Source organism: Streptomyces lancefieldiae (assembly GCF_031845825.1).
Lineage (GTDB): Bacteria > Actinomycetota > Actinomycetes > Streptomycetales > Streptomycetaceae > Streptomyces > Streptomyces lancefieldiae.
The window spans coordinates 89705-104653 of the sequence record NZ_JAVRFH010000013.1; the positions used below are offsets into that span (position 1 = coordinate 89705).

The window sequence follows — 14949 nt, forward strand, 5'->3', positions numbered from 1 at the left end:
CCTCACCGCGCGACCGGCCTGACCAGCAGGTCGTGCGGACGCAGGGTGATGCCCACGCGGACCGCGTCGTTCGAACCGGCCACCTGCTCGAAGCGGTACTTCGTGGCGAGTGCCGCCGTGATCAGCGTCAGCTGGGCCATCGAGAAGTGGTCGCTGGGGCACTTGCGATTGCCCACACTGAATGGCTTCATGGCATATTTCGGCACGTCCCCGGCACGTTCCGGAATCCAACGGTCCGGGTCGAACTCCAGGCTGTCGGGGTACGACTTCGGATCGCGTTGGATTGCGTACGGACTGTAGATGATGTCCGAACCGGCCGGAATGCGGTAGCCACCGAGTTCGGTGTCGACCACCGCCCGCCGCGTCAATACCCATACGGCGGGACGCAAACGGATGGCCTCGATGATGACATTGCCGGTGTGCGTGAGCCTGCGGACGTCGTCGAATGCCACGGGGCGCCCGCCGGTGACCGCTTCGACTTCGTCGCGTATGCGGTCGGCATGTTCCGGGTGCCCGGCAAGTGCCTGGAGCAACCACATGATCGTGGATGCGATGGTTTCGCTGCCGGGTGTGAGTATCGCGACGACCTGATCATGGATCTCCTGTTCCCCGATCGGGTCGCCATTGTCGTCCTTCGCCTCCAGCAATGCGGTCAGCAAATCGTCCGGTTTTTGACCGGACGCGCGGCGCTCGGCGATGATCTCGTCGACCAGCAGGTGCAAATCGGCCAGGGCGTTGTTGAATTGCCGGTTGGCCGGCAGCGGCAGGCGGTAGAGCGGTCCGAGCGGGACCACCATCCGGCGGTACATGCCCCGGAAGACGGTGGCGAGCGCGACGCACAGCCGTTCGGCCCGCTCGTCCATGTACTGGCCGCGCAACAGGCAGCGGGCCGCGACCCGCACGGCGACGCGGAAGGACTCGGAGGTGGCGTCGACGGTCCGCCCCGGCTGCCAGCGCTCGGCGAGCGCGTGCGCCTCCTCCTCCATGATCGGCCCGTAGGCGGGGATGGCGTCGAGCTTGAACGCCGGCTGGATGGTGCGTCGCTGACGGCGGTGGAGCGGGCCGTTGGCGGTCGCCACGCCCTCCTTGCCGAGCAGGCCCTCCAGCGACTCCCAGAGCGGGCCGGCGATGTGATAGTCGGGGCTGAGCGCCAGCGCGCCGGTGAGCTCCGGCGTGGTGACCGCGTACACGGTCTTCGGGCCGAGCTTGATGCGTACGACGTCGCCGTGGTCGCGCAGCTGGGACATGTAGGCCAGCGGGTCGCGGGCCAGCTTCCAGCCGTGGCCGAGAAGAGGAACGCCGCCACCCGCCACGGGCGGCTCGCGCAGCTCCGGCGCCCCGTCTGCCCGGGTCCCGGGGGTCGGGGAAAAATCGACGGTCATTTCTCACCTGCCGCTTCATTGTTGACGTACGGGGGCGTGGACCGGTCGTCCCAGCTTTCGACCCTGTACCGGCCGGACTCGTGGTGGAACCAGTAGACGGAACTGAACCAGTTCCGCATATTGCCGACGTTGACCCGTACGGCGCCGCTCAGTTCCTTTCCGCGCACGGTGCCGTCGGCGAGTTCGTCGGCGAACCGTAACGCATCCTGTTCCACGACAAGAAATTCGTTGATGCATTTCTCGACGCGTCGCCGGACTTCCCCTATCGCTTCTTCCAGAGTCAGCCCGTGATGAGTGATGAGACTGATGCCGAGATTATGGACCTCGTCACCCGCTATCTCCTTCGGCAAGGAGCAGAGGTCGTTGTACCAGGCGGCGAATTCCTGGCTCAGGAGCGCCGCCCGGCGATATGCCGGGTGTTTCCGGACGGCGTCCGGGAGTTCGCAGCCCGCGCTCGGCTCCAGCAGGTCGGTCCAGATCCAGTGCGCGAAGGTGAGCCGGCGCATTTCGAGGTATTCCTCGACGCCCGGCACGATCCCGCGGGTGCGGTTGTGGAATTCCCGGTCGTACGCCTCGATCACCGCGTGGAAGTGCCGGGCGAACCGGGCGTTCCACGTCGCCGGCGCCGGCAGGAAGGCGTACAGCCGCCGCACGCTGTCGGCGAACGCGGCGACCAGCGTGTCCTCGTGGTGCAGGTGGTCCCCCGGGGAGTCGAGAGCCGTGTGCAGCCGGTCCCGCAGCCGTCGCCAGCCGGTGGGACGGCCGTGGACGATGTCACGATCGTGCCGGTCGTCCCAGACGAAGAACCACGCGCTGAAGTCCGCTATCGCCTGCATGACCTCGTCGGGGGCGTCCAGGTAGTAGCCCGCCATGAGGTCCGTGTAGCGGAGGCCGTCGGCATGTTCCTCGACCTTGTCGGCCGGCATGAGCCGTTTTTCCAGCATCCAGGTGCGGGTGTTCCTCTGGAGCTTCGGCCAATACGGGTGCAGTTGCCGGGGAAAAGCCGCCTCGATCACCGGGAGGCGGAGCGATGGAGGTACTGCGATCGCGGTCGGTGTCGCTGTGGTGCCGTGTGAGAAAGCATGCACGAACAAACCCCTCTCAGCCGCCGGTGGCGCACCTCTCTCGTGGAACGGGGCGTGCGCCGTTGCGTATCCCCACACTTCCCATTCAGCACCACAACTGACCACTCTGGGAACGGATTTGCTTTATTCACTACCCCCTGTGCCGGAATTCTCCTGTTGTGTGGCAGGTTCCGGCACAGAAACGGCGCCCGCTCGGGATGAGACCGAACGGGCGCCGTGCGCACGGGGCTTGTGGGACCGGTGATGCGAAGTCAGTCGTTCGCGACCACGGGGTAGCGCGGCTCGTTCTCGGCCATCTGCCGCAGGGCGTCCTTGCGTTCGCGCTTGGAGAGCCGGTCGATGTAGAGGTACCCGTACAGGTGGTCCGTCTCGTGCTGCAAACACCGTGCGAAGTAGCCGGTGCCGCGCACCTTGATCGGGTTGCCCTTCTCGTCCTGCCCGGTCACCTCGGAGTAGTCGGGGCGGGCGAGCGGCGCGTAGGCGGTCGGCACGGACAGGCAGCCCTCGTTGCTGTCGTCCAGACGGCGCCGGTCGGCGGGCAGTTCGACGAGCCTGGGGTTGCAGACCACGCCGACGTGGCGGGTGCCCTCGTCGTCGGGGCAGTCGTAGACGAAGACCTTCTTGCCGACGCCGATCTGGTTGGCGGCCAGGCCCACGCCCTCGGCGGTGCGCTGGCTGGCGAACATGTCCGCGACCAGCTGCTGGAACTCCTCGCCGAAGTCGGTGACGTCCTCGCACTCCTTGTGCAGCACCGGGTTGCCGACCACCGTGATCGGACGCGAGGTGCCGCGCTCACGCCAGGCCGTCTCGCGCTCCTCGCAGTCCTCGGTGTCGACGACGAACCCCTCGTCGTCCACGGGGAGCACGCCCGCGTGCTGCTGATCGGTGTCCTGCTGGGCCATGACCGACGTACGCCTTCCTCGAACAACTAAGGGGTGATGCTGATGGGGACTGCTGCCGCGAAGTCCTGGTGCCGCAGAGTCCTGGTAAAGACTACGGGGCCGCTCAGCAGACCTCTTCCAGATCCCGCCAGTCCCGGGAGTCGGGACTGTCCGCGACCCACCCGTCGAGCAGTCCCCTCACCAGCGCGGCCGGCGCGGCCACCCCGCACTCCCGCTCCGGCACCCAGAGCTGTCCGTCGGTGCGGTGGCCGAGGGGCCCCGGGTGTCCCGGTTCGCTGTGGTCGTGCGGGTCGAGGTGCTCGCCGTCGCCCTCGTCGGACGGCATCCGTGACTCCGAGCACATCCGGCACAGCAGCCGGACCGAGGAGGACCAGTCCTCGGCGGCGAAACCCGCGTCGGCGGCAAGCTGCTCCAGGGCGTCCCGGTCGGCCTCGGTCGCGGCCTCCAGGAGGACCACCCAGGTGGGCACGGGCGACGGCGCCCACAACTCGATCTCGTCGAAGACGGGGTAGGCGTGCCCCGCGGCGGTCGTCCGTTCCCCGTGCGGCACCCCGTCGTGCAGGACCACCTCGCCCCAGCGCCGGCCCGAGGACGGCAGCGGGATGGACAGCACCTCGATGCGGGCGGGGTCCAGCCGCCGCCCCCACACGACCTCGGCCTCGCCCTCCGGGGACAGCCGCACGGCCGCGCTGCCGAGGTCCATGCCGAGGGGCTCGCCGGCGTCCGTCGCGCCCCCTGGGGTGCGCAACCCGTAGGCCTGCCACGCACGACGGGCCAGCGGCCAGTCCTGCAGGGCGGTCGCGGCGATGCCGACGTTCCACCAGTCGGGCGCGCCGCTGTCCCGGTCGAGCAGCGCCACGGCCCTGAGGCCGGCCGCTCTGGCCTGCTCCCAGTCGTGCCGGAACTTGTGCAGCAGGGCGAGGTTGAACCACGACTCCGACAGCCAGGGTTCCAGGTCGGCGGCGCGCGTCAGCAACGCGCCCGCGTCCTCGTAGCGACCGTCGCCGATCAGCGTGAACGCGCGGTCGGTGGCCTGCCGCCAGGAGGCGGAGGGCCGGTGCCGTCCCTTGCCGAAGATCCTCACGATTCCCGCCTGCCAGTTCCGTTCTGTGGGCTGGCTGTGCCTTCCCGCGCCCCCGGACACCTTCTCCTTCGCATCCAACCACGTACGGCCACGAGGTCGCTCATTACCCATGGGTTACCCAGCCGCGGACGCGGTAAGACTGCCTCGGGACAGCACCCGGGCCAGTGCTTCCACGACGTCGGGAGCGTAATCGTCCGCGGTTGCCAGGCGCAGCTCCTCCAGTGCCGTGAGGTCGCCGCCGGGCCCGGCGTCCCTTGCCTTCTCCTCGTAGGCGTTCACGGCCCGTACGATCCGCGCGGCGACCGGCTGCTCACGGCAGGGGTCGGCCTGTCGCTCCACCACCACCGCGACCGCCGCGTCGACGCCCGTCTGACGGACGACGGCCCCGCCGAGCAGCGCGATCCGCCGCTGCTCGGTGACGGGCAGACCGGCGGTGGCTCCGGCCGGGACGGGGTCGACCAGACTCAGCTGCCCGATGTCGTGCATGAGGGCCGCGTACTCGAGGACGATCAGCTCGGCTCCGGACAGCCCCAGGTCGCGTCCGACGGCGCCGCTGAGCTCGGCCACGCGGCGGGCGTGCCCGGCCGGGGTGTACCCGGCGATCTCGGTGGCCCGCGCCAGGGAGGCGATGGTCTGGCGGTAGGTGGCCCGGACGGCCGCGTACCTGCGGTAGGACAGCTGGGTGAGCAGCAGCGGCACGCAGAAGACGGGGAGCGCCCACAGTCCCGCGACGGCCACCGCGAGCGCCATCACAACCCCTGTCGCGCACACCGCGGACGTGATCCCGACCCTGCCGCGCAACTCCTCGCGCAGCAGCGGGCCGAAGGGCCACCCGGTGCGCGCGTGCACGGGTGCCGCGGCGAACACGGCGTCGCACAGTGTGGTCAGGGCGAGCAGCCCGATCAGCAGCAGCGCGTAGGCGGGGCCGCTCCAGTCCTGGAAGAAGCCCTGGTTGGACAGCGGCCGGAAGCACACGGCGGCGAAGGCGACGGTGAGCACGCGCCGCGCCAGGTGGTCCAGCACGGGTCCGCGGCCGTGCGCGACGTACGGCACGGTGCCGAGCAGCGAGGCGGCGAGCACGACGGTGACGGTCTGGGCGACGCCATGGTGCACGGACTGCCCGGCGACGTTGCCGAGCAGTGCGTAGGCCAGTGCTCCGGCGGCCCCGAGGGGCGCGGTCTCCCGGACTTCGGTCCCGGCTCGCCGGGTGAGCTCACCGAGGGCGACGAGGACGCCGAAGGCCAGCGCGACGGGCCGCTCCGTCGGCCCCGACCACAGCACGGAGGTGACGCAGGCGAGCGCGACGAGCCCGGCGCAGGCGGGGACGAGGCCGAGGACAACGGGAGCCCGGGACCGCGACGACGTCATGGCGTGCTCCCGTCGACGCGACCACGCGCTCCCGCCCCGCGGCCGTCCCTCGTCGGCGGCCCTCCGTGGTCGACGCGAGCATGCGCTCCTGCCCCACGGCCGTCCGTCGTCGGCGGCCCTCCGTGGTCGACGCGCACACGCGTCCGGCGCGCGGGGGCGTGCCCACCGACGACCGCCTCCCACCACCAGCGACCGCAGTGACCGGTCACCGACGGCCGGCCCGAGGAGCCACCCGCACCACCCCCGTCAACCACACCGGTCGGCAGGGCCCGTGTGCCGTAGGCCGTCGCCGCCGGGCGCCGGCCCGTCACCGGTCCCGGGCCTCTGGCCGCCCCGGCCCCCACCGCCGTCACCGCGTCCCCCTGCCCGCACCGTCCCGCGCTTCCCCGCCCCGATCCACGATCACCCCGGCGGGAAGAGCCGGGGTGCTGTCGGCCGTCACGGCCGGGCGCCAGCCGTGGCGTCCCAGGGCGCGCACCAGCGCCCCGACCATGCGCGGGTCGAAGTGGGCCCCGGCACACCGTTCGAGCTCGGCCACCGCCGCCGCGACGGGACGGGCCCTGCTGTAGGAACGCGTGGACGTCATCGCGTCGAAGGCGTCGGCGACGGCCACCACCCGGGCCGATTCCGGGATCCGGTCGCCGGCCAGCCCATAGGGGTAGCCGCTGCCGTCCAGCCGTTCGTGGTGGTGGAGGACGGCGGCCCGGGCCTCCCCCAGGAAGCGGATGCCGCGCACCATCTCGTGCCCGTACTCGGGGTGCAGCTCGATCACCCGGCGCTCCTCGGGCGTCAGCGGCCCGTCCTTGCGCAGCAGCCGGGTGGGCACGCCCAGCTTGCCCACGTCGTGCAGGATCCCGGCGAAGCGGAGCGTCTCGACGCGTTCGTCGTCCATACCCAGCTCACGGGCGATCATCATCGAGGCCTGACCGACCCGTTCACTGTGCCCGCGCGTGTACCCGTCCTTGATGTCGACGGCCTGCACGAGCGCCCGGATGGTCGCCTGGTGCGCGGCGCGCTCCCGGTGGTACTGGGCGAACGCCCACCACGCCACGCACATCGGCAGCAGCACGAGCAGCGCGGCGACGGGACCGTACGGGCTGCGCCACAGGACGGCCATCATCAGCCCGGCGAGCCCGTGCACGGCGATCGGTGCGAGCGACCGGGAGAACAGCCCCCGCCAGGCCCGGCCCACCGCGCCCCTCCCCCGCTGCCTGAAAGGAGCGGGCGGTGCCCCCATGGCCAGCGCCATGATGCCGCCGTCCAGCAGCGTCAGGACCAGGCAGAAAGCGAGTACGGCGGCCCCGGCCGGCACGAGCGCGTACGGGAAGTCGGGCGCGACGACCGCGTCCCGCCCACCGAGCTCCCCGTGCACCCGGGCGGCGACCCACACGGCGAGCGCCGGCTGCACGGCGCGCCAGACGCGCCGCGGGCCGAAAGGCCGCGCACCCGGGGACAGCACGGCCCCGGGCAGCGCCACCAGCACGGCGGCGGGCGGCGGCAGCAGGAAGGCCCCGGCGAGGAGCACGGGGTAGCCGGTCCCCAGGAAACGGGACCGGGCGACCTGCTCGCAGCCCACGTACAGCCCGGCGAGCAGCAGCACGGCCCACCACGGGGTGTGCACCGCCGGCAGTGGGCGCAGGGAGATCAGGACGGCGAGGGCGACACCGGTGACGTAGGCACGCACCCGCGCCGGTACCGCGTCCATGTGCCCCTCCCCCGGCCACGCCTGTCAGGCTCCGGAGCCTAGGACGGCAGCTGGGGGAGGCGGGCGGACTACCCGAGGATTAGCACGTACGAGTGATGCGCGGTGTCAGGACGCGGACTCCACGCTGTCAGGACTCCCGCGGTGTCAGGACTCCTGCGGAGTCGGCGGCGCGACCGTGACGTCGTGCTCGGGCACGGACTGCCCGGACCGGATCAGGTCGATCCGGCCCATGACCTTGGACCGCAGGTCACCCGGCACGTCGTCCTGCCCGCAGCACCGCTTGACCAGCTTCTTCACGGCCTGCTCCAGCCCGTACTTCTCCAGGCAGGGCGAGCACTCCTCGAAGTGGTGCTCGAACTTCACGCAGTCCGAGTCGGGCATCTCTTTGTCGAGGAACTCGTAGAGATGATCGAGGATTTCGCTGCAATCCGTCTCGTGCGGCTCTCCGCAGCTCATGACCCCGAGCCTTTCGCTTCGTTCGACTCTCCGGCGCCGGCCGGGACCAGACCGCGGTCGCGGGCGTAGTCCTCCAGCATGCCGCGCAGCTGGCGGCGTCCGCGGTGCAGCCGGGACATCACCGTACCGATGGGTGTCCCCATGATGTCGGCGATCTCCTTGTAGGCAAAGCCCTCGACGTCCGCCAGGTACACGGCGATACGGAATTCCTCGGGAATCGCCTGGAGCGCTTGCTTGACGTCCGAGTCGGGCAGGTGGTCGAGCGCCTGCGACTCCGCGGAGCGCAGACCGGTCGACATGTGCGACTCGGCGCGCGCGAGCTGCCAGTCCTCGATCTCCTCGGCCGCGCTGCGCTGGGGTTCGCGCTGCTTCTTGCGGTACGAGTTGATGAAGGTGTTGGTGAGGATGCGGTACAGCCAAGCCTTGAGGTTGGTGCCCTCGCGGAACTGGTGGAAGGACGCGTACGCCTTGGCGTAGGTCTCCTGCACCAGGTCCTCGGCGTCGGCCGGATTACGCGTCATGCGCAGCGCGGCCGAGTACATCTGGTCGAGGAACTCGAGCGCGTCCCGCTCGAAGCGCGCACTGCGCTCCGCGGTCGACTCCGCGCCCGTGCCCCGGCCCTCGGGCTGCTCCGCCTGGCCGTGTTCGGTCCCTGCGTCGGTCCCAGTGACCGGACCCACCTCCTCCAGTGATGTCACGAGACCGAGACCGGTCCCGCTCGAATCGGAGGATAGACGACGATCCGGTCCGCCCGCCGCCCGAATAGGGGCGGTCTTCGCCGCATGCAGCACGGACCAGTCCAGGTCGGTGCGGCCACGGCTCGGGCAGAAGGTCGAACCCATGCGGCGAATTCCTCTCCTACGGCGTCGGTGCTGATGCTCAGCAACGTATGTCCGCCACAACAGTGACCGGTGGCTCGTCATTCCCGGGGCGTCAGCCGAGTGACCCGGTCCACGCGGCCACGGCGTCGGTGATCACCGCCAGGGCCTCGTCCTGGGTGATGCCCGCGCGCTTCGGGACGGCGAAGCCGTGGTCGCCGTACGGCACCTCGACCAGTTCGTGTCCGCCTGCCGGGAACTCCTCCGGCTTCCCGAACGGATCGTTGCCGCCCTGTACGACGAGGGTCGGCGCCCCGGCCCCGAGCAGTTCGTCCGCGCGGGACTTCTCGGGCCTGCCCGGTGGATGCAGCGGGAAGCTCAGGGCGAGGACGGCGTGGGCGCCCAGTTCGGCGGCGGTGCGGCAGGCGACGCGGGCCCCGGCGCTGCGGCCGCCGGAGATCACCGGCAGCCCCGGCGCGGTCAGCGCGGGCCAGATGCCCCGCCAGCCGACGTCCAGGGTCTTCGGCGCGGGCGCCACCTTCTTGCCGGCCACCCGCCACGGCTGTTCGACGAGGGCGACGCTGACACCGTGCGCGGGCAGCACGGCCGCCAGCGCCTTCAGGTCGCGTGCCTCGATGCCGCCGCCGGCGCCGTGGCTCACGCCCAGGACGAGGCGGGGCTTCTTCGCGGTGTGCCAGGTGACACGGGCGGGCCCCGCCTCCGTCTCGACGACCTCCGTCACATCCGTTGTCGCATCCGTCACAGGCACATCCGTCACATCAGCCGCTTTCGTCTCATCCGTCGCATCAGAAGAGTGTGCCCTCTTCCGGCGCCTCCAGCTCCTTCAGCAGCTCCGGCCCGTTGTTGCGGACGTTGCTCACCGCGGTGGAGACGGGGAAGGCCCGCATCAGCCCCGCGGGCGGGGGTGCCAGCAGGGAGGTCAGCTCGTCGGGGTCCGTGCGCGCCGGGTCGAGCCAGTCGTCCCACCGGTCCGGCGTCAGCATCAGCGGCATCCGCGGGTGGATGTCGGCCAGGGCGTGCGGCCCGTCGGCCGGGGCGACCGCGAGCGGCGTGCTCTCCGCCTCCGTGGTGATCACCGAGCACGTCACCCACCAGGCCTGCGGATGGTCGTCCGGCAGCGTCCTGTCCCGCCAGAACTCGTACAGCCCCGCCATGGCGAACACGGACCCGTCGGCCGGAGTCACGAAGTAGGGCTGCTTGCGGGGCCGCTTCTTGCGCCCCTCGACCTCCAGGTCCCGCTCCTGCTTGCCGGTGACCCACTCGTAGTAGCCGTCGGCGGGGAGGATGCAGCGCCGGGTGGCGAAGGCGCGACGGTAGGACGGCTTCTCGTGGACGGTCTCCGCGCGCGCGTTGATCATCCGGGCGCCGCCCTCGGGCGTCTTGGACCAGGAGGGGACCAGTCCCCACTTCAGCTTCCGCAGCTGGCGAACCGGCTTCGGGTCCTCGACGTCTTTCAGGGGACGGTCCAGGACGGCGTAGACCTCCTTGGTGGGAGCCACGTTGTAGTCGGGCTCCAAGGATTCCTTGGGCTCCCACTTGTCGATCTCAAAGATTCCCGCGAGATCCTCGGGTCGACGACTCGCCGCATACCGTCCGCACATACGTGCCACACTGCCAGACCCCGCGCGTGAACGAGGAGCCCTCACCGGACATGGACCACCTCGCATCGGCCTCGTTGGCCTCCCTCTGGGACGAAGTCTCGGGCACCCAGCCCGACCCCGACCTGTGGGTGGTGATCGTGACCCTGGGCGCCGCGCTCGCCGTCGTCGCTCCGCGCGGGCCGTGGCGCATGGCCCGCAACGCCATCACCATCGCCCACGAAGGCGGTCACGGGCTCGTGGCGCTGCTCACCGGGCGCACGCTGACCGGCATCACCCTGCACTCGGACACCAGCGGCCTCACCGTCAGCCGCGGCAAGCCGCACGGGCTCGGGATGATCCTCACCGCGGTCTCCGGTTACACCGCTCCCCCGCTGCTCGGCCTCGGCGGCGCCGCCCTGCTGGCCTCGGGGCGCATCACCCTGCTGCTGTGGCTCGCGACGGCGCTGCTCGTCGCCCTGCTGGTGATGGTCCGCAACGCGTACGGGATGCTGACCGTGGTGCTGACCGGCGGCACGTTCGTCCTGGTGTCCTGGCTGGCCGGGCCGCAGGTGCAGGCGGCGTTCGCGTACACGGTGGTGTGGTTCCTGCTGCTCGGTGGGGTACGCCCGGCGTTCGAGCTGCAGGCCGTACGGGCGCGGGGCGGCGCCGGGGACTCGGACGCGGACCAGCTGGCCCGGCTGACCCACGCACCGGCGGGGGTGTGGTTCCTCCTGTTCCACGCGGTGTCGCTGTGCTCGCTGCTGGGCGGGGGGCGCTGGCTGCTGGAGCTCTGAAACCGGGAGCGGTCTCTTGGGTGCGGTCTTTTTCGATCTCATGCATATATGCAAGGCAATTTCCCTGTCATGGCTTCGGTCAGGTTTCGCCGCTTCTGATCAAGATCTCCGACCGCCCTCAGCCATTAAAGTGGGGCCCATGACCGTGAACCCCGCGCACACCGCCCTCTGGCCCGCCCCGCACGCGAGCGGAGCCGTCGACGCGACCGTCCACGTGCCCGGATCCAAATCGGTCACCAACCGCGCCCTGGTGCTGGCCGCCCTCGCCTCCGAGCCCGGCTGGCTGCGCCGCCCGCTGCGCTCCCGCGACACCCTGCTGATGGCCGGAGCGTTGCGCGCGATGGGCGTCGAGATCGAGGAGGGCGTCGGCCCGGAAGGCACCGGCGAGTTCTGGCGGGTCATCCCGGCGGGCCTGCGCGGCCCGGCCACCGTCGACGTCGGCAACGCCGGCACGGTCATGCGCTTCCTGCCGCCGGTCGCCACACTCGCCGACGGCGCCATCCGCTTCGACGGCGACCCTCGTTCGTACGAGCGCCCCCTGCACGGTGTGATCGACGCGCTGCGCGTCCTGGGCGCCCGCGTCGACGACGACGGGCGCGGCGCACTGCCCATGACCGTGCACGGCGGCGGCGCCCTGGAGGGCGGCCCGGTGGAGATCGACGCGTCCTCGTCCTCCCAGTTCGTCAGCGCCCTGCTGCTGTCCGGGCCGCGCTTCAACCAGGGCGTCGAGGTCCGCCACACCGGCTCCGCGCTGCCGTCCATGCCGCACATCCGCATGACGGTCGACATGCTGCGCTCGGTCGGGGCCCAGGTCGACACCCCGGAGTCGGGCGGCGAACCGAACGTCTGGCGGGTCACCCCGGGCGCGCTGCTCGGCCGGGACCTGACGATCGAGCCGGACCTCTCCAACGCCCAGCCGTTCCTGGCGGCGGCGCTCGTGACCGGCGGCAAGGTCGTGATCCCCGACTGGCCGTCCCGCACCACCCAGCCCGGTGACCGGCTCCGCGAGATCTTCACCGACATGGGTGGTTCCTGCGAACTGACCGACTACGGGCTCGTCTTCACCGGATCGGGGGCGGTGCACGGCATCGACGTCGACCTCGGCGAGGTCGGTGAGCTCACCCCGGGCATCGCGGCCGTCGCCGCCCTCGCGGACTCCCCCTCGACCCTGCGCGGGGTGGCCCACCTGCGCCTGCACGAGACGGACCGCCTGGCCGCGCTCACCAAGGAGATCAACGAACTCGGCGGTGACGTCACCGAGACCGCCGACGGCCTGCACATCCGGCCGCGCCGGCTGCACGGCGGGGTCTTCCACACCTACGAGGACCATCGCATGGCCACCGCCGGCGCGATCATCGGGCTCGGGGTGGAAGGCGTGGAGATCGAGAACGTGGCGACGACGGCCAAGACCCTGCCCGATTTCCCCGACCTGTGGGCCGGGATGCTCGGGGCGTAGGGACCGTTCGCCATGCGCCGCTACGGCAAGCACACCGACGAGGACGACATCCGCTCCCGCCCCAACCGCAAGGGCAACCGACCGCGCACCCACATCCGGCCCAAGCACGAGGACGCCGCTGAGGGCCTCGTCCTCACCGTGGACCGGGGCCGGCTGACCTGCCTCGTCGAGGACCGGGTCGTCATGGCGATGAAGGCCCGCGAACTGGGCCGCAAGGCGGCGATCGTCGGCGACCGGGTCGCGCTGGTCGGTGACCTGACCGGCAAGAAGGACACGCTCGCGCGCATCGTCCGCATCGAGGAGCGCACCTCGGTCCTGCGCCGCACGGCGGACGACGACGACCCGTACGAGCGCGTCGTCGTCGCCAACGCCGACCAGCTCGCCATCGTCACGGCCCTCGCTGACCCCGAGCCGCGCCCCCGTCTGATCGACCGCTGCCTGGTCGCGGCGTTCGACGGCGGCCTGACCCCGCTGCTGGTGATGACCAAGTCCGACCTAGCCCCGCCCGACGAACTGCTCGAACTCTACGGCGCGTTGGACATCCCCTACGTCGTCACCAGCCGCGAGGAACTGGAGAACGGCGACGCCGCCGACCGCGTACGGGAACACCTGGACGGCAAGGTCACGGCCTTCGTCGGCCACTCGGGCGTCGGCAAGACGACGCTTGTCAACGCGCTGGTACCCGAGGACCGCCGCCGTACGACGGGACACGTCAACGCGGTGACGGGACGCGGTCGGCACACGACGACCTCGGCCCTCGCCCTTCCGCTGTCCTCGGACGCGGGCGGCTGGGTCGTCGACACCCCGGGCGTACGGTCGTTCGGCCTCGCCCACATCGACCCGTCCCGGGTGATCCACGCGTTCCCCGACCTGGAGCCCGGTACGGAGGGCTGCCCCCGCGCGTGCAGCCACGACGAGCCCGACTGCGCGCTGGACGCGTGGGTCGCCGAGGGCCACGCCGACCCGGCGCGGCTGTACTCGCTGCGCCGGCTGCTGTCGACGCGGGAACGGAAGGAAGGCGACTGACCTCCGCGTTGTTTGCCGTACCGCTGGATCGGTAAGTGCATAATCGCACCAAGCCGGATCCAAGCCTGCGTAAAGCGCGACGTAGCGACGAAGCGGTCACGGTAGGGGACTACGGGAGGACGAGACATGGCGTGGCTGCTGGTCATAGTGGCCGGGTTACTCGAAACCGGCTTCGCCGTCTGCCTGAAGCTGTCGCACGGTTTCACCCGGCTCTGGCCGACCATCGCCTTCTGCGCCTTCGCGCTGGGCAGTTTCGGCCTGCTGACGATGTCCCTGAAGAAACTCGACGTCGGTCCCGCGTACGCGGTGTGGACCGGCATCGGCGCCGCGGGCACCGCCATCTACGGCATGGTGTTCCTGGGCGACCTGGTCTCCACCCTGAAGATCGTCTCGATCAGCCTGGTCGTCATCGGTGTGATCGGCCTGCAGCTGTCGGGCTCGGCGCACTGACCGGACGTCAGGACGTCAGGACGTCGACTGTCGCGGCAGAGCGTTGCGCACGAGTTCCCCCACCCCACCCTCGCCGGGCGGGGCCGCGACACAGGACAGGGCGAGGCGTACGGCCAGTTCGCAGGAGCGGGCCAGCTCGGTGAGGTCCGGCGGCTCGGGTGCGCCGACATCGTTCAGGGCGGCCACCGCGCGGTCGCGGACGAGGGCCACGAAGTCGCCGGGCGCGGGCAGCGGGCCGTCGGCCCGGCGCTGAGCCGGCACCGCGGAGGAGGACGGCACCGCCGTCAGGGCCGGGGAGGGCAATCGCTCGCTCCAGCAGCCGGTGAGCATGGCCCGCACCAACGCGTTCCGGCGGGCGGCCGACGTCGTCCACTCGGCGGTCGCGGTGAGCCGCTCGCAGGGGTCACCAGGTCCGGAGAGCGCGTGCTCGACGCCGCTGAGGTACCCGTCGGCCTCCCTGCGGACGAGCGCCCGGGCGAGCCCCTCCTTGCTCCCGAACTCGTTGTACAGCGTCTGCCGGGACACCCCGGCCGCCGCCGCCACGTCCACCATCCGCACTGCGGACCACGGCCGACGCGCCAGCGCCCTGTAAGCGGCGTCGAGCAGGGATTCCCGGGCTGCAGGCATCGTCGCCTCCCTGGGGCCGAGCGACTAGGTGCCCAGATTTGACGGGCAGGGGGGCACTGTCAAGGGGCTGCGCGCGCCGTGCAGGGCCGAGCTCCGGCTGCGGACTGCCGCACCGGTGCGGACAGCTGTGCCGCCGTGGGCGGTCACGCCGGTGCAGGCGGTCACGCCGGTGCAGGCGGTCACGCCGGTGCAGGC

Annotated in this window: 15 protein-coding genes; 4 read left to right on the forward strand and 11 right to left on the reverse strand. The window is 71.2% G+C overall.

Annotation, left to right across the window (positions count from 1 at the left end):
- Positions 1-2: 2 nt before the first annotated feature.
- From RM812_RS15815 to RM812_RS15860, 10 genes are all read right to left on the reverse strand, one after another.
- Complete coding sequence (locus RM812_RS15815; RefSeq protein ID WP_311573187.1) at positions 3-1382, reverse strand: bifunctional albaflavenone monooxygenase/terpene synthase; 1380 nt, start codon at positions 1380-1382, stop codon at positions 3-5.
- The gene (cyc1, locus tag RM812_RS15820; RefSeq protein ID WP_311573268.1) at positions 1379-2470 is read right to left on the reverse strand and encodes an epi-isozizaene synthase; all 1092 of its coding nucleotides are present in this window, start codon (positions 2468-2470) and stop codon (positions 1379-1381) included. Before cyc1 ends, RM812_RS15815 begins: the two co-directional genes overlap by 4 nt.
- A gap of 248 nt (positions 2471-2718) precedes the next feature.
- Positions 2719-3369 (reverse strand): peptide deformylase, encoded by a 651-nt coding sequence (def, locus tag RM812_RS15825; RefSeq protein ID WP_311573188.1) that lies wholly within the window; start codon positions 3367-3369, stop codon positions 2719-2721.
- A gap of 103 nt (positions 3370-3472) precedes the next feature.
- The gene (locus RM812_RS15830; protein WP_311573189.1) at positions 3473-4453 is read right to left on the reverse strand and encodes a tetratricopeptide repeat protein; all 981 of its coding nucleotides are present in this window, start codon (positions 4451-4453) and stop codon (positions 3473-3475) included.
- A 114-nt stretch (positions 4454-4567) separates the two neighbouring features.
- Positions 4568-5821: an HD-GYP domain-containing protein gene (locus RM812_RS15835; protein WP_311573190.1), complete on the reverse strand. Its 1254-nt coding sequence runs from the start codon at positions 5819-5821 to the stop codon at positions 4568-4570.
- A gap of 349 nt (positions 5822-6170) precedes the next feature.
- Positions 6171-7526, reverse strand: coding sequence for an HD-GYP domain-containing protein (locus RM812_RS15840; protein ID WP_311573191.1), 1356 nt, complete (start codon positions 7524-7526; stop codon positions 6171-6173).
- A gap of 144 nt (positions 7527-7670) precedes the next feature.
- Complete coding sequence (rsrA, locus tag RM812_RS15845; protein ID WP_311573192.1) at positions 7671-7982, reverse strand: mycothiol system anti-sigma-R factor; 312 nt, start codon at positions 7980-7982, stop codon at positions 7671-7673.
- Positions 7979-8662 carry an RNA polymerase sigma factor SigR gene (gene sigR, locus RM812_RS15850; protein WP_003973756.1) on the reverse strand — a complete coding sequence of 228 codons (684 nt, stop codon included), beginning with the start codon at positions 8660-8662 and terminating at the stop codon, positions 7979-7981. The genes rsrA and sigR overlap by 4 nt, the downstream gene beginning before the upstream one ends.
- A gap of 253 nt (positions 8663-8915) precedes the next feature.
- Positions 8916-9563, reverse strand: a complete 648-nt coding sequence (locus RM812_RS15855; protein ID WP_311573193.1) for an alpha/beta hydrolase family protein — start codon at positions 9561-9563, stop codon at positions 8916-8918.
- Positions 9564-9606: 43 nt separating this feature from the next.
- On the reverse strand, positions 9607-10422 hold the full coding sequence (locus tag RM812_RS15860; protein WP_311573194.1) for an SOS response-associated peptidase: 816 nt from the start codon (positions 10420-10422) through the stop codon (positions 9607-9609).
- Between the two features lie 50 nt (positions 10423-10472).
- Here RM812_RS15860 and RM812_RS15865 point away from each other — a divergent pair, with 50 nt between their 5' ends.
- From RM812_RS15865 to RM812_RS15880, 4 genes are all read left to right on the forward strand, one after another.
- A complete protein-coding gene (locus RM812_RS15865; RefSeq protein WP_311573195.1) occupies positions 10473-11195 on the forward strand; it encodes a M50 family metallopeptidase in 723 nt (240 codons plus the stop codon).
- 139 nt (positions 11196-11334) lie between these two features.
- Positions 11335-12651 carry a 3-phosphoshikimate 1-carboxyvinyltransferase gene (aroA, locus tag RM812_RS15870; protein WP_311573196.1) on the forward strand — a complete coding sequence of 439 codons (1317 nt, stop codon included), beginning with the start codon at positions 11335-11337 and terminating at the stop codon, positions 12649-12651.
- A 12-nt stretch (positions 12652-12663) separates the two neighbouring features.
- Positions 12664-13677: a ribosome small subunit-dependent GTPase A gene (gene rsgA / locus RM812_RS15875; protein ID WP_311573197.1), complete on the forward strand. Its 1014-nt coding sequence runs from the start codon at positions 12664-12666 to the stop codon at positions 13675-13677.
- Between the two features lie 126 nt (positions 13678-13803).
- Positions 13804-14127: a DMT family transporter gene (locus RM812_RS15880; protein WP_311573198.1), complete on the forward strand. Its 324-nt coding sequence runs from the start codon at positions 13804-13806 to the stop codon at positions 14125-14127.
- Between the two features lie 15 nt (positions 14128-14142).
- On the opposite strand, the gene RM812_RS15885 is transcribed toward RM812_RS15880, so the two are convergent.
- The gene (locus RM812_RS15885; RefSeq protein ID WP_311573199.1) at positions 14143-14754 is read right to left on the reverse strand and encodes a TetR/AcrR family transcriptional regulator; all 612 of its coding nucleotides are present in this window, start codon (positions 14752-14754) and stop codon (positions 14143-14145) included.
- Positions 14755-14949: the final 195 nt, after the last annotated feature.